The sequence below is a fragment of the Moorella mulderi DSM 14980 genome (genome assembly GCF_001594015.1).
Lineage (GTDB): Bacteria > Bacillota > DSM-521 > Neomoorellales > Neomoorellaceae > Neomoorella > Neomoorella mulderi.
Genome location: NZ_LTBC01000001.1, coordinates 504879 through 525788, shown reverse-complemented (window position 1 = coordinate 525788; position 20910 = coordinate 504879). Strand labels below are relative to the sequence as shown.

Genomic DNA, 20910 nt, shown 5'->3' with positions numbered 1-20910 from the left:
CCCAACTCCTTTCACTATATTTAAGTTTAGCCTACCTGGAAACAGCATAAACCCCTTCCCGGCTGAATAAGCATGTTATAAGCCGGGAGGTGAGCAAGGATGTTTTATACCAGCAAGAAGCTCATGGGGATGCCCGTAGTCAGCCTGGCCGATGGCCACCAGCTGGGGCGCATCAAACGCCTCTTAATTGACCAGCAAAGAATGGCCATTGCTGCTTTCACCGTAGACCGTAAAGGATGGTTTAAGGAACAGCCTGTAATCCCTTACAGCCATGTCAAAAGCGTCGGTAACCATGCCGTCACCGTAGACCAGGCCAGTGCCGTGGTAAAATTAAGTTCCCTGCCGGAACTGGAGGCCCTGGCCAAACATCCCCTCCCCCTGCTTGGTGCCAGGGTTATTACGGAGGAAGGTACCGTCCTGGGTACCGTAGATGACTTTCGCTTCGACCCCCAGGACGGCAAGATTTATTACCTGGATATTAAAAGCGGCCTCCTCCATGGAACCAGGAGCCTGGAAACTGCCCAAATCATCACCTGCGGCCGGGACGCCCTGATAGCCAGGGCAGGGGCTGAAGAATCCCTGCAGAAACCCGGGGGCCTGTTAAACGTCAAATGGCAGGAAACCATCGCCAGCGCCGGCAAAGCCCTCGAGGTCGCTGGCGGGATTACCCACAGGGCAACTGAGGCCTTCAACCGTTACCGGCAACGCCTGCCCTTTGGCCGCAAAAAAAATGACGACCCGCCCACGGGGGATATGAACTAGTCGAAAAGTTTACTGACGGACAGGTCCTTGTGGATGCGAATAATGGCTTCGCCCAGGAGGGGAGCTACTGAAAGGCGACGTAACCGGGTTATTTCCTTGCTTTCCGGTACGGGAATAGTGTTACAAACGACTACTTCCTGCAGCGGCGCTGCCGCCAGGCGTTCCCTGGCCGGCCCGGAAAGTACCGGGTGGGTACAGCAGGCGTAGACGGCCCTGGCGCCATGCTCTAGTAGAGCCCTGGCCCCGAGACAAATGGTCCCCGCCGTATCGATGAGGTCATCAATCATGATGACCGTTTTATTTTTAACATCACCGATCAGATTCATAATCTCAGCCACATTGGGGGCCGGGCGCCGCTTGTCGATGATGGCAATTTCCGCCCCGATGCGTTCGGCAAAATTGCGCGCCCGGGTTACTCCCCCCAGGTCCGGGGAGACTACTACAGCCCGGTCAAAACCCTTGCTGTTGAAATAATCGGCGAGTATAGGCACTGCCGTCAGGTGGTCCACCGGGATATCGAAGAAACCCTGGATGGCCGCCGCATGGAGATCCATGGTCAATACCCGGTCAGCTCCGGCAGCGGTAATCAAGTTGGCTACCAGCTTGGCTGAGATAGGTTCTCGGGCCCGGGTCTTGCGTTCCTGGCGGGCATAGCCATAATAGGGTACCACGGCGGTAATGCGCCAGGCCGAAGCCCGCCGTAAAGCGTCAATCAAGATTAAAAGCTCCATCAGGTTGTCATTGACTGGCTCACAGGTAGGCTGGATGACAAAAACATCTTCCCCTCGTACGCTTTCATCGATGGCAATATTAATTTCACCATCGCTGAAGCGTTTAACCTTGGCCGCTCCCAGGGGTACGCCCAGGTAGGCGCCAATCTCCCGGGCCAGCTCCGGGTTAGCATTGCCGGTAACGATTTTTAAACGTGCGCTTTCTGTTTCCATTTTCTTTTTTAATAACCTCCAGGTTCCAGGGAAAAAGGTTTAACTCTGTGTTTACTTCGCTTTTTTTATCATTTTTCCTGCCTTTTTTCGTCATCTTTTTTACCCCTGGTGGGTAAATTAACCTGCCTTTCCCGGGCCAGGGCCAGGGCCCCGGCCGGTACATCCTTGGTAATGGTGGACCCGGCACCCACCAGGGCCCCGGCCCCTACCCTGACGGGGGCGACCAGGTTGGTATTGCTGCCAATAAAGGCCCCGTCTTCAATAATGGTCGGCCACTTTTGCCGGCCGTCGTAATTACAGGTGATGGTGCCGGCACCTATATTTACCCCCGTTCCCACGGTGGCATCGCCCAGGTAGGTCAGGTGCGGCACCTTGGAACCCCGGCCAATCCGCGAAGCCTTGATTTCGACAAAGTCTCCCACCTTAACGCCTGCTTCCAGGACCGTCCCCGGCCGTAAATAAGCAAAGGGGCCTACCTGGCAATCAGGGCCAATGGTGCTCCCCAGGACTACGGCGTGGATTACGGTACTGCCATCACCTACCTGGCTGTCCCGGATGGTAGTACCCGGGCCCAGGCAACACCCGGCACCAATAATAGTATGTCCCTCAAGGAAAGTGCCCGGGTATATAATGGTATCCTTTCCAATTGTCACCGTTACATCTATATAAGTTGTTTCCGGGTCAATGATTGTTACCCCGTCAAGCATAAGGGCCGTATTGATCCGGCGTCGCCAAACGGCTCCGGCTGCAGCCAGCTGGGCACGGTCATTGACCCCCAGCACCTCCTCGGCGTCCCCCGCAACCAGCGTCTGGACCAGGAGCTCCTGGCTTACGGCCAGGGCCACAACGTCGGTAAGGTAATATTCACCCTGGTCGTTATCGGGTTTTAACCGGGCCAGGGCCGGCCAGAGAAAGGCAGCAGCAAAACAATAAATACCGGTATTAATTTCATTAATTGCCTTCTCTGCCGGGGTGGCATCCCTCTCTTCGACTATACCCTTTACCTGCCCCTGCCCGTCACGAATAATGCGGCCGTAGCCGGTAGGATCAGCAACTCTGGCCGACAGGATTGTAACAGTGGCTCCCGTGGCCTGGTGGTGGTGTAAAAGCCCGCTTAAAGTAGCCGGCCTGATCAGGGGGGTATCACCGCAAAGGACCAGGACGGTAGCGGCTTCTCCTGCAGCCTGCCGGGCCTGGGCCAGGGCATGGCCGGTACCCAGTTGCTGCTCCTGGAGGGCGTATTTCTGCTCCGGGCCCAGGGCGGCTCTGACTTCCTCAGCCCCGTGGCCAATGACAATGATATTATCTTCGATGCCAGCCTGCCTGGTTGCCGCTAGGACGTGTTCTAAGAGGCTGCGGCCGGCTACCCGGTGCAGCACCTTAGGCAGCCGGGAATGCATCCGTTTTCCCTGGCCGGCGGCCAGGATAACGGCCACCGTTTCGGCCATACGATCTCCTCCAAATCATAGTTCTGCCAAAAATGGTGTTGCCTAAAATTTCATTGTTTCGTGGTGGGGGATGTTAGCCCTCTACGAAGGCTCCTTCGGCCCACTGCCCAGAACCCTCCTGGCGAGTTCCAGGTCGCTCTCTTTATCGACATCGATACCGATTTCGGGGTACGGGGAGATTATCCCTACCCCCCGGGCTCCCAGCAGGCGGGAGAAATGCTTTTCTGCTTCGGCAATGGTCAGGCGGTGGGTTAAGAACTTAACTATAAATTTAAGGCCTATCAGCCGGCTCAATGCGAGGGGGCTTTTGCGCAATCTTACCAGTTCCTGGCCCCGGCGGGCGCAGGTAAGTAAGGCCGAAGTCTTAATTAAAACCATGTTACCGCCGGTGAAGGTACCGTCGCGCAGGCGGACATAGGTGCGCTTGACGCCGGGGTAGCTGGCCTCATTGCATTCCCGGCTGACGATGGGGTAATAAAAATCGGCCGGTCGTTCCCGGCAACGGTCCAGGAAATCCCTGACTGCCTCGGGTTTCAGGAGGGGAATGTCGGCGGTAACCAGGAGCAGCCATTCGGACGCCGGCAAGGCTGCCGCCCCGTTCAAGGCGCTGTCTACCGTCGTCCTCCCGGCCGGCACCAGGGTGATATCACTGGGAAGGGCCGGGGCCAGTTCCGCCGGGCCGGCTACAACCAGGCGCCGGATACGGCCCGAAGCCAGGAGGGCTTCCACCACCCAGGCAATCATGGGCCGGGAACCAACAGGTAACAGGGCCCGGCCTTCTTTATCCCCAGCGAGGATAACAGCATCTACCTCCACCCTTAACCCCTCCCTTATGCCTTTTTACCGCTGCTGGAACGCATTTCTTCCCTGATGGCCTCCATCATCCGGTTCTCGGCATTTTCAATGTGTTCTTGGGCGAGGCGCTGGGCCAGTTCTACATTGCGGGCGGTAATGGCCTCCACCAGTTGTTTATGTTCCTCCAGGGTTTCCCGCATCCGGCCCGGCGTTCCCAGGGAAGTTGTACGAAAACGCTGGATTTGTTCCCGCAGGTTATTAATAATTTGCACCAGGCGGTCATTGCGGCTGGCCCGGTACAGGACATCATGGAACTGGGTGTCAACTTCAATCAGGGTCTCCAGGTCGTCGGCTGCCACACAATCGGCCACTTTTATTAACAGGCGCTCCAGCTCGTCTAACTCTTCTTCCGTAATGCGTTCGCAGGCCAGGGCGGCCGCCAGGGACTCCAAGGCGGAGCGAATCTCAAAAACATCGGCAATATCTTTGGTAGAAAGGTCAGCTACATAAGCTCCCTTGCGCGGGATCATGACGACAAAACCTTCCAGCTCCAGCTTGCGAATTGCTTCCCTGACGGGAGTCCGGCTGACACCCATTTCTTCCGCCAGCTGGACTTCCATGAGCCTTTCGCCGGCCTTCAACTGGCCGTTGATAATGGCTTCCCGTAGAGCTTCAAAAACTATTTCCCGTAAGGGCTTGTAGTTTTCCAGCTTCCCACTGAGCAGATTCTTCATTGTACCACCTTTCCCATTGCCATTTACCAAATATAACCTGCCCCCTCCTATAAAGTACAGGTTACCATTGTTTCCGGGTAAGTTTGCCGGAGCCGGGAAGCAATGCTAACGGCCGTCTGCCGGTCGGGAGCCACCCCAAAGACCGCCGGGCCGCTGCCGCACAGGATGGCCCGTTCCGCTCCCGCAGCCAGCAGGCGTAATTTAATGGCCTTCACTTCCGGGTACAGCCGGCAGGTAACTATCTCCAGGTCGTTACCCAGGGCCCTGACAAGCTGCTCCCGGTCCCCGGCCCTTAAGGCCGCCAGGGCCCTGTCCTCATCAGGGGGTTCCGGGTTTTGCCGGGAGGGGGCGGCATCCCAGCCCTGGTATACGGCTGCCGTGCTGACGCCAAAGGGAGGTTTCACCAGTACCAGCCAGAGCCTGGGAGCCGGCGGTAAAAGGGATAAATCTTCCCCCCGGCCCCGGCCCAGGGCCGTACCTCCCAGGACGCAAAAAGGTACATCCGACCCGAGTTTGGCCCCTTCCCGGGCGAGTTGCCCCGGTGTCAGGCCCAGGTTATACAGGTAATTAAGTCCCAGTAAAGTAGCCGCCGCATCGCTGCTGCCTCCGGCCAGGCCGGCCGCCAGGGGGATCCTCTTTTCCAGGTTAATGCGCACACCCGGAAAACCATACCGCTGCTGGAGTAAGGCCGCCGCCTGGTAGACCAGGTTGTCAGGACCGGCCGAAAGACGTGCCCCCCTGACCTCCAGGTGAATTCCTTCATAGCACCGGCTTAAGGTTAGGGTATCCTGCAGGGCAATGGCCTGGAAAATAGTGCTTAAGTTATGAAAACCATCCGGCCGGCGGCCGAGGACCTTCAGGGTCAGATTTATTTTACCATAGGCTGGCACCTTCAGGGCATCCAAAAAAGGCATCTCCCTAAAACTTTTTATTGCTAATGTAATATTAGGCATTGAGACGCTAATTCCTCTTTTGACGGCTATAGCTATTCTCACCGCAGCGATAGCCGGGTATACCAGTAATAGTCGCCATATTTCAATATTTAAATCCAGGGGAAAAGAAGGAAGGAAAAAGGTTAAGGCGAATATTTAGGCTGAAAAAGAAATACATAATTGCAAGCTGAGGAAGGAGAAACCAATGGCCAGAGAACTCTTTTTAAAGAACTATATGGAGGACTGTGTGTGGGAGCTGTTGGACCAGGTCCTGGCCCAGGACCCGGAAGCCTGCCGCTGCGACAGCTGTCGCCACGATATAGTAGCCCTGGCTTTAAACCAGTTACCGCCCCGTTATGTGGTCCGGGAAAAGGGAGTAATTTACTCCAAACTGGCCATGCTGGAAGCACAGCACCGGGCCGATATTTACCGCGCTCTTACCCAAGCCCTGATGAAGGTCAAAAAAGCCCCCCGTCACGAGCGCTGATTAATCGCGAAATTTATACCCCACACCGCGGACGGTAAGAATGTACCGCGGGTTGCTGGGGTTTTCTTCTATTTTTTCTCGCAAATGGCGGATATGGACATCGATGGTACGCGTGTCGCCGTAATATTCGCCTTCCCAGAGGCGTTCCAGTAGTGCCTCCCGGCTGAAAACCCGCCCCCGGTTTTCCGCCAGCAATTGCAGCAGCTGGTACTCCTTCAGGGTCAAGTCTACGGGCTTGCCCTTTACCGTGACCACATGGCTGGCCGGGTTAATAACCACATCCCCGATGGCCAGAATATCGTCCGGCTGGCGCTGGTTTTCTGCCGCCCGGCGTAAAATAGCGCGTACCCGGGCCACCAGCTCCCGGGGACTGAAGGGCTTGGTCAGGTAATCATCGGCGCCCAGCTCCAGCCCCAGGACCCGGTCTACCTCTTCCCGCCGAGCCGTCAGCATGAGGATGGGAGTATTGCCTCTGGCCCTCAGGCTGCGGCAGACTTCAAAGCCGTCCACCCGGGGTAACATTACATCTAAAATAATAAGATCCGGCTTTTCTGCGGCCGCCTTTTGCAGGGCTTCCGCTCCATCACTGGCCGTGACGGTGGTAAAACCCGCCTGTTGCAGGTTAAAGGATACCAGTTCCAGGATTGCCGGCTCATCATCAACAATCAGCACCTTGGGCAGTGCCATCACCACCTTCCGCGCCTATTATAGCGTAGTTAATTAAAACCCTGCAAGAGTTAGTAAACAATACAATAAAATATATGGCTACGCCGGAATCAGGTGAACGGCTTCCGGCGGGAAGGTGGCCAGGACTTCCCGGCCTGGCTGCAGGCAACCCTGGCGCAGCTGGGAAGCTCCGGCCAGGGCCACCAGAGGCAGGCCACAGTCAATTTCTACCCGGTACTGGCCCCCCTGGGGGATGATGTGCCTGATCCTCCCCCGCAACCGGTTAGCCGGGGCTTCAGCGGCAGTTACCCCCTGAATAATTATTTCTTCCGGCCGCAGGCAGGCTACCACCCGCCCACCCACGCGCGTGCCGGCCAGAATGGTCACTCCCCCTTGGAGGCGGACCTGGACGGGCCCACTGCCGTTTAAGCGTGCCTCACCCGGCAGGAGATTGGTAATGCCGACAAAGGCTGCCAGTTCCACACTGGCCGGCTGCCAGAGAATGGTCTCCGGGCGACCGCTCTGGACAATTCGTCCTCCCTGGAGGGCCGCCACCTGGTCCGCCAGGAAAGGCAGCTCGGTAAAATCGTGGGTAACAAAAACAGCCGTAATCCCCGTCTCCCGCAGGATAAAGTGCAACTCTTCCAGCAGGGCGCCCCGGGTGGGAGCATCCAGGGTGGCAAAGGGTTCATCCAGGAAAAGGACCCTCGGTTCCAGGACAAAAGCCCTGGCCAGGCTGACTCGCTGGGCTTCACCGCCGGAAAGCCGCCGTGCCGGCCGGCTCGCCAGGTGGCTGATCCGGAGGACCTCCAGCCAGTGTTCAACCCGTTCCTTTACCACCGGCCAGGGAATACCCCGGAAACGCAGGCCCACAGCCACGTTGTTAAAAACTGTAGTATCCAGTAATAATGCCTCCTGGAAAACTACCGCTAGCTGCCGGCGCCAGGATAAAGCCCGGTGGTAATCGATCTTTTGCCCGTCAAAGAAAATGTTACCGGTATCCGGCTCTTCCAACAGGGCCAGGACCTGGAGCAGGGTACTTTTGCCGGCACCGTTGGGGCCGATAAGACCCCAGACCTCTCCCCGCCCGATTTCCAGGTTATCAACCGCCAGAATCTCACGCCCACCCTTGCTGACCCGCAGTCCTTCAGCCCGGATGCTGATACCCATTGAACTTCCCCCCGTGGCAAAGGAGCAAGTTGAGCTTCTATAATAACCTTAGTAATTTTTTCCTACCGTCCGGTACAGCCCGCGTCCTCTGCTGCAAAACGGTCAGGACCGCCGTAATGCTGAAGGCCAGGCCCAGGAGGATAAAGCTCAAGGCCATGGCAATATCAAAATGCCCCCTGGACACCTCCATTACCGTGGCCGTCGTCAGGACCCGGGTCTGGTGCATGATATTGCCGCCAACCATGGAAGCTGCTCCCACCTCGGAAATAACCCCACCAAAACCGGCAATGATGGCTGCCAGGATCCCCAGGCGGGCTTCTTTGAGCAGAGTCCAGTACAGTTGCCCCGGTGACGCCCCAAGGGCCAGGACCTGGGTTTTCAGCCTGGCCGGTAATTGCTGGATGGCCGCCATGGTCAGGCCGGTAACCAGGGGGGCAGCAATAAAGGCCTGGGCAATGACCATGGCTGCCGGGGTATAAATGAGCCCCAGCCGGCCCAGGGGACCGCTGCGCCAGAGGAGGAAACTCACCCAGAGGCCGACCACCACCGGCGGCAGGCCCATCCCGGTATTGACCAGGCTGATGACCAGCCGCCGGCCGGGAAATTCCTTCAGGGCCAGGAAAGTACCCAGGGGGACCCCTATGAAAACGCTAACGGCTGTAGCCAGGCCACAAACCTTGAAGGTCAGGGCTACCACTTCCATGACCCCCGGGTCCAACCTGATTAGTAGATAGTAGGCCTGTACCAGTCCCTGCCAGACTGCTTCCACCAGTTAAGTTCTCCTCCTATTGCCCCAGGGTGTTTTCATCTTTACCGGCATCGGGGAAGAAGAGGGGCTGGCCGAATTTGTCTTTGCCAAAGTTGCCGATGACCTGCTGCGTCTCCGGGGCTACCATGAAATCTACAAAGGCTTTGGCCCCTTCGCTGTTAATGGCCATCCCCGGGAATTTATCCGGGTTTACCTGCATGACATGGTAGATATTCAGCAAGGCTTTCTCCCCCTCCACCATGATGTCAAGTTTGAGGTTCTTCTTCAGGGAGAGGTAAGTGGCCCGGTCCGTGAGGGTATAGCCACCCTTTTCGGAAGCAATATTTAAGGTCTGGCCCATGCCGGATCCGGCTTCCTGGTACCATTTGCCTTCCGGTTTAATATTAGCTGCCTGCCAGAGGTTTTTTTCCATCTTATGGGTGCCGGAATCGTCACCCCGGGAGATAAAGATGGCCTGTCTGGCGGCAATCTGCTTTAAAGCGTCCACTGCCTTTTTAGCCCCTTTAATCCCGGCCGGGTCGCCTGGTGGACCAACAATAATGAAATCATTATGCATGACCAGCTGGCGGTTAATGGCTGTCCCTTTTTTCACCAGCTCCATTTCAGCCTCCGGGGCGTGAACCAGCAAGACATCGGCATTGCCCTGGTCGCCCATGGCCAGGGCCTGTCCCGTGCCGACGGCATTGGGCTTAACGGTATAGCCGGTTTTTTGCTCAAACATGGGGATCAGGACGTCGAGTAAGCCGCTGTCCATGGTGCTGGTAGTGGTTGCCAGAATCAGGTCTTTTTTGGCCGGCACTTTAGCAGTATCCTTACTGGATGCAGGAGCGGATTGGTTGTTTTCCTGCCTGGCAGCCCGGCCACAACCCCCTGTCACGACTACCAGGAGGAAAGTCAAAGCGAGTAAGGCTCCGATACATTGCTTGATTTTTTTCATATGTATCCCTCCTCATTATGTTTGATCCAGCATAGCGGTGGTATAAAAAAGAGCTTTAACTAAAGTGACGCTGAAAAGCTGCTTCGATGGCCTCCCCTGCCTCGCGTCTAAATTGCCTGTAACGCTGCAAAAACCACTTCCCGGCGGGCGTTAATTCTGCCCCGCCTCCCGTCTCACCCCCCACCCGGGTAGAGAGGAGCCTTTCCCCCAGCCGGCCTTCCGCTTTTTTTAACTGGCCCCAGGCCTGGCGGTAGGACATGTTGAGGCTCCGGGCGGCCTGGTTAATGGAACCCCGCCGGTCAATCTCCTGCAGGAGTTCAAAGAGGCCCTCACCAAAAACATGCTCGCCATCTTCCAGCCAGAATTTATAACGTACCCGCATACTCTCCACCTCGGACAACTAACTTAATTGTAAATTTCCGAGAAAGCACGGTCAAGGTTTTTATCGTAAAAAAACTATTTGCACCTCCCGGCTTTGGGTGTACAATAGCTCCAGGTAAAGTATAATTCTTATTTCCCGGTGGGGAACCTTAATTTGGGAAAATACGTCTATAATTTATGATAGGTATTCTAAATAAAGGAGAATATATATGCGGAGAGGTTTATCCATATTTCTAGCGGCTGTTTTCATCATCCTGAACCTGGGCGGTTGCCAGACCCGCAAGGAGGCAGTTGCTACCTTTAATGAATTTAAGGGTCAGATTGCCGGCCTGGAGTTTTATGTAACCCGGCAGGCAGGTGAAGAACCCCGCCAGGTTATCAACCTTACCGACAAGCAACTGTCCCAGCGCTTTTTAAGTCTCCTCGGTCCCCTGCCAAAAATTGACCCGCCGCCTAAATCCTGGCATGGAAGCAGGGACTATCTGGCCTTTAAATACACCAGGAACGGTGAAACTGTCACCAGCAAGCAGTATCCTTACTGGCACCAGGATAATAACCCCGGTTACCTGGAACTGGAAGACGGCTGGCACCAGGTACCGGCAGAATTTGCCGTGAAACTGACTACCCTGGCCAAATACCCCGATGCCTCCAGTGACATCGACCCGGCCGATGCCGCCTTTCTAAAACAGTACGGGTGGACTATTTTCTATAAAATTAAAAGCTATAATGGCCGCCTCCCCGAAAGGTTTGTCCATGAATCCGGGGAATATCCCGTTTCCCTTTACTATGCCTATAACAATGAACTGAGTAAGGATGTGGGCCTCGATCTCAGCCCTTACCTGGGTAAAAACGTAACCGTCAACCTTTATAAAATCGAAGAGCCCCTGCCGGCCTTTATGGCTCCCCGCCAGGAGGCCAACCGGGCCGTTATTGTTAAAGACGGCCAGAAAATAGTTGGGGCCTGGCTGGACGCCGGCCCGCACCACGCCTTTGCCTGTTCCCTTAAAGGCCGGCGCCTGGAGGAAATCACCGGCAAAACCTGGGGCGAGTGGGTGGACCAGTATATCGACCATGATAACCCCCAGGAGAAGTTAATTAGCCAGATGACCCCGGAAAAGGTTATTGAGACCTATTATGAAGCCATTGACCATAAGGATCCCCGGACGGCTCATGCCACTGAAACTCGCCGGCGCCTGGTAAGCTACCTGTTCCGCAACATGGACTACAACCGCCTCTATAATTATTCCTACGCTACCAATGATGCCGACGAGATCAATAACATCACTCGGGCCAGGGTGATCCGTATCCAACCCTACCACGATCCGTCGTCAGAGCAGGCGGATGTTAAAAAATACGTGGTGGAAGTAGACATCAACGTCCGGCGTGTCATCAGCTACGACAGTGGCCGCCAGATTCGCTTTATTACCCTGCGGCGGGAAACCCCGACCACCGGCTGGCGCATTGATGATATAGGTACAGGGCCCTAAGAGGCTTCCGGTTCAGGAAAACCCGTTTTTTGCTTGCATCCGGACAGGATGTTCCCGGCTATCGTATAGCCGGGAACTGCCCCTCCCCGGGTGTTTTTTGTGTAATTATTTTGTATTCTTATTATTATATTTTATATGTATTATGTGTATTGCATACTTGGTATTGACCATTTTTTTTTCTAATGATAGATTAATATATGGAATCAATATAGGGACCAGGGGTATGGCTTAAATTTTTTGGTGAAGGAGAATGTCCATTATGCCCAAGCAACCATTTGATGGTAACACTGCAGCTGCCCATGTGGCTTATGCCATGTCTGAGGTGGCTACCATTTACCCCATCACGCCATCCTCGCCCATGGCCGAAATTGCTGATGAATGGGCCGCCTACGGCCGCAAGAACATTTTCGGTAAGACGCTGAAGGTTATCGAAATGCAGTCGGAGGCTGGTGCCGCCGGGGCTGTCCACGGTTCCCTGGTCGGTGGTGCCCTTACGACCACCTTTACTGCCTCCCAGGGTTTACTGTTGATGATCCCCAATATGTACAAGATTGCCGGTGAACTTTTGCCCACTGTTTTCCACGTAGCTGCACGGGCCCTCTCCACCCATGCCCTGTCCATTTTCGGCGACCATGCTGATGTCATGGCCGCCCGGCAGACAGGCTTTGCCATGCTGGCTTCTGCCTCGGTACAGGAAGTCATGGACCTGGGCCTGGTAGCCCACCTGGCCACCCTGAAGGCGAGAGTGCCTTTTGTCCATTTCTTTGATGGTTTCCGGACTTCCCACGAGATCCAGAAGATCGACGTCATTGAATATGAAGATATGGCCAAGCTGGTGGATTGGGAGGCCATTCGCGCTTTCCGCGCCCGGGCCTTAAATCCGGAGCATCCCCACCAGCGGGGTACGGCCCAGAATCCGGATATCTACTTCCAGCAAAGGGAAGCGGCCAACCCCTATTACCTGGCCACGCCGGGCATTGTCGCCCAGGTGATGGAGCAGGTCGGCGCCCTCACCGGTCGTTATTATCACCTCTTTGATTATGCCGGCGCCCCGGATGCGGAACGGGTCATTGTTTCCATGGGGTCGTCCTGCGAGGTCATCGAAGAAACTGTCAATTACCTGGTGGACAAGGGCGAAAAGGTCGGCCTCATCAAGGTCCGCCTCTACCGGCCCTTCTCGGCCGAGCACTTCCTTAAGGTTTTACCGGCTTCCGTGCAACGGATTGCCGTCCTAGACCGTACCAAAGAGCCCGGTGCCGCCGGCGAACCCCTCTACGAGGATGTCCGGGCGGTCCTGGCGGAAAATGGCAAGGATATCCTTGTCGTTGGCGGCCGCTACGGTCTCGGCTCCAAGGAATTTTCCCCGTCCATGGTGAAGGCCGTCTTTGACAACCTGGCGGCGGACACGCCCAGGAACCATTTCACCGTGGGTATTATCGATGATGTCACCAATACTTCCCTGGAAATCAAAGAATATATCGATACGGCACCCAAAGGGACTTTCCGCTGCAAGTTCTTTGGCCTGGGTTCCGACGGTACCGTAGGCGCCAACAAAAACTCCATTAAGATTATTAGCGATCATACCGAACTTTATGCTCAGGGTTACTTTGAATATGACGCCAAAAAATCGGGTGGTGTCACCATCTCCCACCTGCGCTTCGGGCCCCAGCCCATTAAATCATGCTATTTAATCGACCAGGCGGATCTCATCGCCTGCCATAATCCTTCCTATGTCACCCGTTATGACCTGCTGGAAGGTATTAAACCGGGCGGGATCTTCCTCCTGAACTCTCCCTGGAGCGCCGGGGAAATGGAAAGCCGGCTGCCGGCTGCCATGAAGCGGACTATTGCCGGCAAGAAACTGCGTTTCTTTAATATCGATGCGGTTAAAGTCGCCCAGGAAGTCGGCCTTGGCGGGCGCATCAACGTCATCATGCAGGTCGCCTTCTTTAAGATTGCCAATGTCATCCCGGTAGATGACGCCATGAAGTATATTAAAGACTCTATCGTCAAGACCTACGGTAAGAAAGGCGATCAAATCGTTAACATGAACCTGGCCGCCGTAGACCGGGCCCTGGAAGGCCTGGAAGAAATTAAATACCCGGACACCTGGGCCGAAGCCCTGGACGAGGCCGCAGCCACGGCTCCCGAGCACGAGCCGGAATTCATCCGCAAAGTCGTACGACCCATTATGGCTTTGAAGGGCGACCAGCTGCCGGTTAGCACCTTTACCCCCGACGGGGTCTTCCCCACCGGGACCACCAAATACGAAAAACGAGGTATTGCCGTTAATATTCCCCAGTGGCAGCCCGAAAACTGCATCCAGTGCAACCAGTGCTCCCTGGTCTGCCCCCATGCCGCCATCCGGCCTTACCTGGCCAGGCCCGAGGATCTGGCCGGTGCCCCAGCGACCTTTGTTACGAGGGACGCCATTGGCAAAGAGGCTGCCGGCCTGAAGTTCCGCATCCAAGTGTCACCCCTGGACTGCACCGGCTGTGGCAACTGCGCCGATGTCTGCCCGGCCAAAGTCAAGGCCCTGACCATGGTGCCCCTGGATGAAGTGGTAGCCGTGGAAAACGAAAACTATAAATTTGCCGAGCAGCTGCCGGAAGTGAAGGTTGACTTCAACCCGGCCACCGTCAAGGGCAGCCAGTTCCGCCAGCCTTTGCTGGAGTTCTCCGGTGCCTGCGCCGGCTGCGGCGAAACGCCTTATGTTAAACTCGTCACCCAGCTCTTTGGCGACCGGATGATTATTGCCAATGCCACCGGCTGTTCCTCCATCTGGGGCGGCAGCGCGCCGACCTGCCCCTACACCGTCAACCGCCAGGGCCATGGTCCGGCCTGGGCGAGTTCCCTTTTCGAGGACAACGCCGAGTTCGGCTACGGTATCAGCCTGGCTGTGGAAAAACGCCGGGAAGAGCTAACCGACGCCATTAACAGGGTCCTGGCCGCACCTGTCAGCCAAGCCTTCAAGGCCGCCTGTGAGGCCTGGCTGGCCGGCAAGGAAGACGCCGACCGCTCCCGGGAGTTTGGCGATCAAATTAAAGCCCTCCTGCCGGATGAGATCAAGCGGGCCGAGGGCGAGGTTAAGGAACTGCTCCTGGCCATTGACAGGCAGAAGGATTACCTGACGAAAAAATCCATCTGGATCATCGGCGGTGACGGCTGGGCCTACGACATCGGTTACGGCGGCCTGGACCACGTCCTGGCCAGCGGCGCCAATGTCAACATCCTGGTCCTGGATACCGAGGTCTACTCCAACACCGGCGGCCAGTCTTCCAAGGCCACCCAGACCGGTGCCGTGGCCAGGTTCGCTGCCGGCGGTAAATACACCAAGAAGAAGGACCTGGGTCTCATGGCCATGTCTTACGGCTATGTCTATGTGGCTTCCGTAGCCATGGGAGCCAGCCATACCCAGCTGATCAAGGCTCTAGTGGAAGCGGAAAAATACGAGGGCACTTCCCTGATTATCGCCTATGCGCCCTGCATTAACCACGGGATCGACATGAGCCACAGCCAGCTGGAAGCCAAAAAAGCGGTGGAAGCCGGTTACTGGCCCCTGTACCGCTACAACCCTGACCTGATCAAAGAAGGTAAGAACCCCTTCATCCTTGATTACAAGGCTCCTAAAGCCAGCTTCCGGGACTTCCTGCGGGGCGAGATTCGTTACACCTCCCTGCAGCAGCAGTTCCCGGAAAAGGCCGAAGAACTCTTCGCCAAGGCCGAAGCCGACGCCAAGGCGCGGCTGGAGTACTACAAGAAGCTGGCGGAAGGATAGGCCCTCTAGCCTGTAAACCAAAGGCCGGGAGTTGAAACTCCTGGCCTTTTTAACTATCAACTAAACATGAGCAACCGTCTTCTCAAAACTTATCTTCCTGCAGCCGCTTAATCAGGTCTTCTTCCCGGGCTTTTTTAATGGACAGGACACGTTCATCCTGCCAGTCGTAAAAGCCGCGGCCGGTCTTTATCCCCAGTTCTCCCCGCTCTACTTTTTCCTTGAGAAGTTGTAACGGCCCTCTTTCGTGGCAGAGGTCCTGGTTGAGGTAAGACTGGATGTTATAAAACACATCCAATCCCCCCAGGTCGGCGCTTTCCAGGGGACCGGTAACTGCCAGGCGCCGGCCAAAACTGTATTTAACGGCCGCATCCACATCCTCTGCCGTAGCCCAGCCCTGTTCGACGATGTACAGGGCCTCGCGCAGGAGGGCGAACTGCAGGCGGTTGCCCACAAATCCGGGCACGGCCTTTTTGACTTCAATGGGCTTCCTGCCCAGCCTGATTACCAGGGCCCTAGCCAGGTCCACAGTGGCCGCAGCCGTTTTTTCACCCCGTACTATCTCTACCAGTGGCAGCAAATGGGGTGGATTCCAGAAGTGGGTAACAATAACCCTTTCCGGCCGCCTGGTTAATGCCGCCAGCTCTGTGGGGTCCAGGCCGGATGTGGTTGAAGCCAGGATGGCGTGGGGCGGGGCCAGGGCATCGAGTTCTTGAAATAGCCCCTGCTTTACGGCCAGATTCTCAACCACGGCTTCAATGACAAAATCGGCCCCTGCAGCGGCCTCTGCAAGGGTCGTAACCCCTTTAATGTTTTCCATTACCCCTTCAATGCGAAAGTCATCTACAAGACCGTTCCTTGCCAGCAACTCCAGGCCGGAGCGTATCTGGCTGAAGCCACGCTCCAGGCTATCCTCACTACGGCCAAAAAGTCGCACTTGATATCCTGCCAGGGCGCATAATAAAGCAATACCATGGCCCATGGTGCCGGTGCCTAAAACGGCTATTCCCTTGATGTCTTCCAGTTGCATGATATCCCTTCTTTACCCCAGTCTAGTTATCGCGAAAACCCCTTAATAATTCTTCCTCCACCCTTGATTTCCTCCTGGAAGTAAAAAGCCCCCCTTCAGGGGGGTATCCGGCTTTGCTGCTATGGGGCTGGAATACTACGCCTGGCCAGGTTTCCTTCCCGGTCAAGCCATAGCCGCACTCCCCATTCTTCCTGAACAAAAGAATACTGGCGGGAACCTATACGGGATGGAAGTATTCTCAAAAGCATGATCTATGGTCACAGTAGCCCCAGCCTGGGTTTCGACCCTGGTGCTCGTACCGGTACGGGAGCCCAGTTCCTTAATATAAACGTCACCCTGGGCCTGGATCTCCCCACCGCGGAACACACCATGTACAGCTACCGCTTTCCCGGCCTGCAATCTGGAATGATAACAGCCATCACCTAGTACTTTAATGTTACCGGTGGCTATAACGGTTGAGTTAATGGCGTAGTGAATTATAATGTCGGACGCACCTTGAGGCGGTGTATTAACCTCATCCCTCCAGGTTATAATTTCTTTCAACATTGATTCCAGTTGTTCTAAACTATTAATGGCCAATGGTGTCCTTACCAGGCGTTCCAGATCATTTATCAATGCCGTCGAACTGTTCATTGATATAGCAGGAAGGCTGTGGGCTTCCTTTTTTAGTAATTCTACAGCCGCAGGAAGCTCGCGAAATTTCTTCTCTAAAAGCAATAATACCAGGGGACCAATACCACCTTTAAGGTCATCCTTTTTAAAGGAAGGATGATGGATAAGCTGGGTAGCAGCGGCTACAAATTGCTCCAGGATGGCAGCAACCCTGGCAAGTATCGCGCCGCATTTCTGCTGCAAAGCCCCCGTACTACCGGCGGCCAGCAGGGAAGAAAAAACGTTGCCGCGTACCTCAATTAAGCCCCCGGCCCGGACCATGGCCCTGGATACAGCGCCCTCTATATAAATATTACCGCCAGCCTCAACACTCATCCCTTCTTCAACCTGGCCGGCAATCATTACATCACCGGTGAAAGAAATGTTTCCCGAGGTAATATCAACATTACCAGGGTGCATAAGGGCGGGGACCACACTGATAACAACCCGCCCTTTAAACCCCCTTGCCACGGGGCGGCCGGCTATGGTAGCAATGACCTCCAAACCATCATTGCTTAAAACAGCGCCGGAACCGGCTGTCATTTCAATATCCCTAGGCTCGGGGGGCACGATTATTTCCCCCGTTACCGCCTTCCCCGGCTGCCCAACTTCAGCCGGGTGTTTCCTGGCCAGGACCATTCCGGCCTCAACCGCGGTGAAACGAAATCTTTCCCGGAAGTTCACCGTGTCTTCTTCTCCGACTGCTACTGGGACCTTTTGCTGGGTAGTAAAGAATAATTCTACCGAGGCGTCTTTACCTGGTACGGGTGGTTGCCCCCGGGCAATAATTAAGGTACCCTCGGTCGAGGCTTCAAGTCCCCGGGCACAGGCCTGCCAGTCGATACCATACTGGATACCCTGGCGCTCTATCTCCCGGGTTAAATCTTCCAGGGTAAAAGGTTTATAGAAATCTTCGTGCTCCAGGACCTCCAGGTATAAAACCCGCGCCGGTGGCAGGTCCCGCACTTGCCGCCGGACTAATACCCAAGGTTTTACCTGTAAAAGTGCCTCCTGTTTATCCGCAGTAACCTTTACCTGCCAGTATCCTTCCCGCCTTTCATCCTGAACGATTATTTCCACCCTGTCCTTCTCATTTACAGGCGTCGGTTCGCTTCGTTCTTCCCCGTTTACTACCAGGCGCAACCCCGGGCAGGGCACTATCACCGGATAAGGGCCTCCGGGCGGGTGTTTTATTACCAGCTGCCCGTTTATTACGGCCGCCCTGGGTGCCACGCCATTTTCCCCGGGCTGTTCAAGGGCTCCGGCCTTTAAAGATTCCACATGCAATCACTCCCCTCCACTTTGAGGGGCGCCTTTAAGGGTTTCTAAGACGCGGAAAAAGCCGATTATTTCCAGGTCATGGCGAATATTTGCGGGGATATGGGTAATTTTTAAAACGCGGTTCTGCCGGTTCAACAACCTGGCCTGGCTGAGAAGCATCCCGGCACCGGAGGAATCCATGAACTGCAGGTCCTTAAGAACTACCTCCACCACGGGGGCCTCCTGCCTTTCAATCTCTTGCTGCAACTGAGCAACATTGCTGTAGTCCAATTCCCCCGCTACCAGCAGGGTGGCCTTTTCCTTTTCTTTATTCACCCTGATTTCCATGACACTCCCCCCCTTTTTCCAGCTCTTTCTTAAGTATTACCAGGGTTACATCATCCCTTTGCTGCCTGCAGCCGGTAAAGGTAAATAAGTCATTTAAGATAACCTCCTGGAGTTCAACTGCGTCCAGGCAGGTATTGGCGGCAACTATCTCTTTGAGGCGATTTAAACCATAATTTTGACCGTTGGCATCGCGGGCTTCTACCAGGCCATCGGTATACAAGATAACTACGTCGCCGCAAGAGAGGACAACTTGTTCCGGTCGAGTACCCTGGTATTCTTCCAGGAAACCCAGGGCCACCCCCCTTACCCGGGGTACGTGGATATTACGGCCTGAAAATATTACCGGAGACGGGTGTCCGGCGCTAAGGCAGGTTAAACAATTATGCTGCCGTTCATAAGAAATAAGGCACAGGGTGGCAAAGGAACCGGCGCGGTGCAGCTGCTTTCCTCCGATTGCAGCCAGCTGATTAATGATTTCTAATAGGGACAGGTCTTTCCTGGTACAGGCATGTAAGATTGTACAAAGCTCCTTCATTTGCCCGGCGGCACGCATACCTTTACCCATTACATCTCCGATAGCAACAATAAGTTGATCTTCCCCGAGGGGAATAAAATCAAAAAAGTCGCCGCCTTCCAGATCTGCAGGAATACTACACCCGGCACCCTGTATACCGGCATGTATTATTTGTTTCCCATTGCCACCGGTATCCAGGGACATTTAATATTCACCCCCAGTTACCTTGCTCTGGTCACTATAATCTAAAAGTTCTTCCATACCTACGAGCCGGAAAACTTCGGCAATCTCCGGACAGGGGTTAATAACCCGTACCTCACCTCCCTTCATTGACCACCGGCGCTGTATTTCTAATAAACCCCTGAGACCTGTAGAATCTATAAAGGATACCCCTGCCAGGTTTATTTTCAATTGCCTCTCCCCTTCCTGTACTTCTGCTGCTTGCTCCAGCGTAGCCAGGGTTTCCATGTCTAACTCCCCTTTAAGGTTTAAACAGCGCCCATAATCGCCCTTGGTTATAGAGATTGCCAGCATAATATCGCTCCTCCCCTTTTCTTTACTTAAGAAGCTGGAGAACAGATTTCTTCACTTGCTGATTGATGGAAATCCAGGACCAGGGTGGTTCCCCTGGAACCGGTAGTTAGATAAACTTTATCAGCATAATAAAGCATTAAAGTAAACCCGCAACCAAGAGAATTTTGGGTGGAGTAATGTCGCATTAAAGCCGCTTTGGGTAAATCTTTAATCTTAATTCCCTGGCCCTGGTCTTGAATAATTACCCGGATGGCCTCATCCGTCTGCCGGACCACCCATTCACCACCCGTAGCATGTTTTAAGGTATTGGTCAAAGCCTCAGTTAAAGATAAGGCCATGCCGTACGCGCGGGCGCTAAAAACCGCAGGTAGCAAGCTGCATAACTTGTTGCGAGCCAAAGCTATGTCAGCAGCCTTGTTAACTACTCCCCTTGCCAGTTCCTTCCCCTGGGATAATACAGCTACCATTTCTTCTGAAGTCAAAAGCTGCAGGCGCCCATTGGTGACGGCAGCCACGGCTTCCCGGTAGGCCTCCATCTCCTGGCGGCGCATCTGCCTTTCCTTTTCAATAATTTCGGTTAGATCAAAGGCCAGCAGGCCCCCTGACCGGGAGTCAAGGGGTATACCGTGCAGGTCAAAAATCCTTTTACCGTCATCACTTACTATCACTTCCCGGCAGTGGGTTCCCCGGTGTATTGCCTGGCGCATTAAATTTTCTATTGCCGGCAGGGGCAGTTCCAGGTCAGCCTGTCCTGTCAGATGGCGAAAACGCCCCTTTTCGTAACGCATTACCTTGCCCAACCGCATGGCATTGAAAATCTCCGAGCTTTCTAATTCGGCCAGTAGTCGTTCTTTAACCAGGTCCTGTAAATGGGCGGGGACTAATTGGGATACTTGCTCAATGAAGTCCCCAGTACTACCCGTCAGTAAACGGTATTCTTCATTACCCAGGCGGCTGGCTGTTTCCTCGCCCCGGTAAACGGCTATGATATCAAAGAGGTGGATGTTACCCTTGCCCTTGGTCGGTACCCCTGCTACATCCAGGCTAAGATGCTGCTTTAAATAAATCCGGTATTGACCGGGAACGGGAGCTCGTGTTTCCAGGCCCAGTTCCATGGTATTCAATACGAGAATGCGGCCGGCATAACGTTTCCCATCGGCGGCAACCAGGCTAATGCCTATGGGCACCGGCGGCTTCCGGCGCAAAGGGCCGGGACTCATGAAATAATCGCAGTCGACACAGGAACGATCTGGGGTCTTGCGGGCACACTGGCTACACTCTTGCAT

At 54.9% G+C, this 20910-nt stretch carries 20 protein-coding genes; 4 read left to right on the top strand and 16 right to left on the bottom strand.

Features of this window, described 5'->3' with window-relative positions; all coding sequences use genetic code 11:
- The first annotated feature begins 99 nt into the window (after nt 1–99).
- Nucleotides 100–762, top strand: a complete 663-nt coding sequence (locus MOMUL_RS02770; protein WP_062281161.1) for a PRC-barrel domain-containing protein — start codon at nt 100–102, stop codon at nt 760–762.
- Here MOMUL_RS02770 and MOMUL_RS02765 read toward each other — a convergent pair.
- The 5 genes from MOMUL_RS02765 to ispE form a co-directional block, all read right to left on the bottom strand.
- A complete protein-coding gene (locus MOMUL_RS02765) occupies nt 759–1706 on the bottom strand; it encodes a ribose-phosphate diphosphokinase (RefSeq protein ID WP_054937448.1) in 948 nt (315 codons plus the stop codon). The two genes, MOMUL_RS02770 and MOMUL_RS02765, sit on opposite strands and share 4 nt — an antisense overlap.
- Before the next feature lie 68 nt (nt 1707–1774).
- Nucleotides 1775–3154: a bifunctional UDP-N-acetylglucosamine diphosphorylase/glucosamine-1-phosphate N-acetyltransferase GlmU gene (glmU, locus tag MOMUL_RS02760; RefSeq protein ID WP_062281158.1), complete on the bottom strand. Its 1380-nt coding sequence runs from the start codon at nt 3152–3154 to the stop codon at nt 1775–1777.
- Nucleotides 3155–3235: 81 nt separating this feature from the next.
- Nucleotides 3236–3970, bottom strand: a complete 735-nt coding sequence (locus tag MOMUL_RS02755) for a nucleotidyltransferase family protein (protein WP_062281155.1) — start codon at nt 3968–3970, stop codon at nt 3236–3238.
- A gap of 14 nt (nt 3971–3984) precedes the next feature.
- Nucleotides 3985–4683: a GntR family transcriptional regulator gene (locus MOMUL_RS02750; protein ID WP_054937452.1), complete on the bottom strand. Its 699-nt coding sequence runs from the start codon at nt 4681–4683 to the stop codon at nt 3985–3987.
- A gap of 47 nt (nt 4684–4730) precedes the next feature.
- Nucleotides 4731–5588: a 4-(cytidine 5'-diphospho)-2-C-methyl-D-erythritol kinase gene (ispE, locus tag MOMUL_RS02745; RefSeq protein WP_153018200.1), complete on the bottom strand. Its 858-nt coding sequence runs from the start codon at nt 5586–5588 to the stop codon at nt 4731–4733.
- Nucleotides 5589–5820: 232 nt separating this feature from the next.
- Between ispE and MOMUL_RS02740 the strand changes: the two genes are divergently transcribed.
- Nucleotides 5821–6102 (top strand): late competence development ComFB family protein, encoded by a 282-nt coding sequence (locus tag MOMUL_RS02740; protein WP_062281153.1) that lies wholly within the window; start codon nt 5821–5823, stop codon nt 6100–6102.
- On the opposite strand, the gene MOMUL_RS02735 is transcribed toward MOMUL_RS02740, so the two are convergent.
- The 5 genes from MOMUL_RS02735 to MOMUL_RS02715 form a co-directional block, all read right to left on the bottom strand.
- Nucleotides 6103–6789 (bottom strand): response regulator transcription factor, encoded by a 687-nt coding sequence (locus MOMUL_RS02735; RefSeq protein WP_064774288.1) that lies wholly within the window; start codon nt 6787–6789, stop codon nt 6103–6105.
- Between the two features lie 78 nt (nt 6790–6867).
- On the bottom strand, nt 6868–7938 hold the full coding sequence (locus MOMUL_RS02730; protein ID WP_064774287.1) for an ABC transporter ATP-binding protein: 1071 nt from the start codon (nt 7936–7938) through the stop codon (nt 6868–6870).
- A 37-nt stretch (nt 7939–7975) separates the two neighbouring features.
- The gene (locus MOMUL_RS02725; RefSeq protein ID WP_062281150.1) at nt 7976–8707 is read right to left on the bottom strand and encodes an ABC transporter permease; all 732 of its coding nucleotides are present in this window, start codon (nt 8705–8707) and stop codon (nt 7976–7978) included.
- A 16-nt stretch (nt 8708–8723) separates the two neighbouring features.
- Nucleotides 8724–9644 (bottom strand): ABC transporter substrate-binding protein, encoded by a 921-nt coding sequence (locus MOMUL_RS02720; RefSeq protein ID WP_062281147.1) that lies wholly within the window; start codon nt 9642–9644, stop codon nt 8724–8726.
- A 55-nt stretch (nt 9645–9699) separates the two neighbouring features.
- A complete protein-coding gene (locus MOMUL_RS02715; RefSeq protein ID WP_054937253.1) occupies nt 9700–10026 on the bottom strand; it encodes a winged helix-turn-helix domain-containing protein in 327 nt (108 codons plus the stop codon).
- A 208-nt stretch (nt 10027–10234) separates the two neighbouring features.
- Between MOMUL_RS02715 and MOMUL_RS02710 the strand changes: the two genes are divergently transcribed.
- Together MOMUL_RS02710 and nifJ are read left to right on the top strand one after the other, a co-directional pair.
- Nucleotides 10235–11512 carry a DUF4830 domain-containing protein gene (locus MOMUL_RS02710; protein ID WP_062281144.1) on the top strand — a complete coding sequence of 426 codons (1278 nt, stop codon included), beginning with the start codon at nt 10235–10237 and terminating at the stop codon, nt 11510–11512.
- Nucleotides 11513–11771: 259 nt separating this feature from the next.
- Nucleotides 11772–15290, top strand: a complete 3519-nt coding sequence (nifJ, locus tag MOMUL_RS02705; RefSeq protein ID WP_062281133.1) for a pyruvate:ferredoxin (flavodoxin) oxidoreductase — start codon at nt 11772–11774, stop codon at nt 15288–15290.
- Between the two features lie 82 nt (nt 15291–15372).
- Here nifJ and MOMUL_RS02700 read toward each other — a convergent pair whose 3' ends face one another.
- From MOMUL_RS02700 to MOMUL_RS02675, 6 genes are all read right to left on the bottom strand, one after another.
- Nucleotides 15373–16317, bottom strand: a complete 945-nt coding sequence (locus tag MOMUL_RS02700) for a 3-hydroxyacyl-CoA dehydrogenase family protein (protein ID WP_062281130.1) — start codon at nt 16315–16317, stop codon at nt 15373–15375.
- A 162-nt stretch (nt 16318–16479) separates the two neighbouring features.
- Entirely contained in the window at nt 16480–18249 is a 1770-nt protein-coding gene (locus tag MOMUL_RS02695; RefSeq protein ID WP_236712962.1) for a flagellar assembly protein A, read from the bottom strand.
- 6 nt (nt 18250–18255) lie between these two features.
- On the bottom strand, nt 18256–18576 hold the full coding sequence (locus MOMUL_RS02690; RefSeq protein WP_062281125.1) for an STAS domain-containing protein: 321 nt from the start codon (nt 18574–18576) through the stop codon (nt 18256–18258).
- Nucleotides 18557–19294 carry a PP2C family protein-serine/threonine phosphatase gene (locus MOMUL_RS02685; protein ID WP_062281122.1) on the bottom strand — a complete coding sequence of 246 codons (738 nt, stop codon included), beginning with the start codon at nt 19292–19294 and terminating at the stop codon, nt 18557–18559. The genes MOMUL_RS02690 and MOMUL_RS02685 overlap by 20 nt, the downstream gene beginning before the upstream one ends.
- Nucleotides 19295–19624 (bottom strand): STAS domain-containing protein, encoded by a 330-nt coding sequence (locus MOMUL_RS02680; protein ID WP_062281120.1) that lies wholly within the window; start codon nt 19622–19624, stop codon nt 19295–19297.
- 26 nt (nt 19625–19650) lie between these two features.
- Complete coding sequence (locus MOMUL_RS02675) at nt 19651–20910, bottom strand: ATP-binding protein (RefSeq protein ID WP_062281117.1); 1260 nt, start codon at nt 20908–20910, stop codon at nt 19651–19653.

Bases quoted from the DNA above. Each gene is read 5' to 3' on its own strand.
- MOMUL_RS02770 (WP_062281161.1), top strand. From the start codon at position 100: ATGTTTTATACCAGCAAGAAGCTCATGGGGATGCCCGTAGTCAGCCTG.
- MOMUL_RS02765 (WP_054937448.1), bottom strand. From the start codon at position 1,706: ATGGAAACAGAAAGCGCACGTTTAAAAATCGTTACCGGCAATGCTAAC.
- glmU (WP_062281158.1), bottom strand. From the start codon at position 3,154: ATGGCCGAAACGGTGGCCGTTATCCTGGCCGCCGGCCAGGGAAAACGG.
- MOMUL_RS02750 (WP_054937452.1), bottom strand. From the start codon at position 4,683: ATGAAGAATCTGCTCAGTGGGAAGCTGGAAAACTACAAGCCCTTACGG.
- MOMUL_RS02740 (WP_062281153.1), top strand. From the start codon at position 5,821: ATGGCCAGAGAACTCTTTTTAAAGAACTATATGGAGGACTGTGTGTGG.
- MOMUL_RS02735 (WP_064774288.1), bottom strand. From the start codon at position 6,789: ATGGCACTGCCCAAGGTGCTGATTGTTGATGATGAGCCGGCAATCCTG.
- MOMUL_RS02730 (WP_064774287.1), bottom strand. From the start codon at position 7,938: ATGGGTATCAGCATCCGGGCTGAAGGACTGCGGGTCAGCAAGGGTGGG.
- MOMUL_RS02720 (WP_062281147.1), bottom strand. From the start codon at position 9,644: ATGAAAAAAATCAAGCAATGTATCGGAGCCTTACTCGCTTTGACTTTC.
- MOMUL_RS02715 (WP_054937253.1), bottom strand. From the start codon at position 10,026: ATGCGGGTACGTTATAAATTCTGGCTGGAAGATGGCGAGCATGTTTTT.
- MOMUL_RS02710 (WP_062281144.1), top strand. From the start codon at position 10,235: ATGCGGAGAGGTTTATCCATATTTCTAGCGGCTGTTTTCATCATCCTG.
- nifJ (WP_062281133.1), top strand. From the start codon at position 11,772: ATGCCCAAGCAACCATTTGATGGTAACACTGCAGCTGCCCATGTGGCT.
- MOMUL_RS02700 (WP_062281130.1), bottom strand. From the start codon at position 16,317: ATGCAACTGGAAGACATCAAGGGAATAGCCGTTTTAGGCACCGGCACC.
- MOMUL_RS02690 (WP_062281125.1), bottom strand. From the start codon at position 18,576: ATGGAAATCAGGGTGAATAAAGAAAAGGAAAAGGCCACCCTGCTGGTA.
- MOMUL_RS02685 (WP_062281122.1), bottom strand. From the start codon at position 19,294: ATGTCCCTGGATACCGGTGGCAATGGGAAACAAATAATACATGCCGGT.
- MOMUL_RS02680 (WP_062281120.1), bottom strand. From the start codon at position 19,624: ATGCTGGCAATCTCTATAACCAAGGGCGATTATGGGCGCTGTTTAAAC.
- MOMUL_RS02675 (WP_062281117.1), bottom strand. From the start codon at position 20,910: ATGCAAGAGTGTAGCCAGTGTGCCCGCAAGACCCCAGATCGTTCCTGT.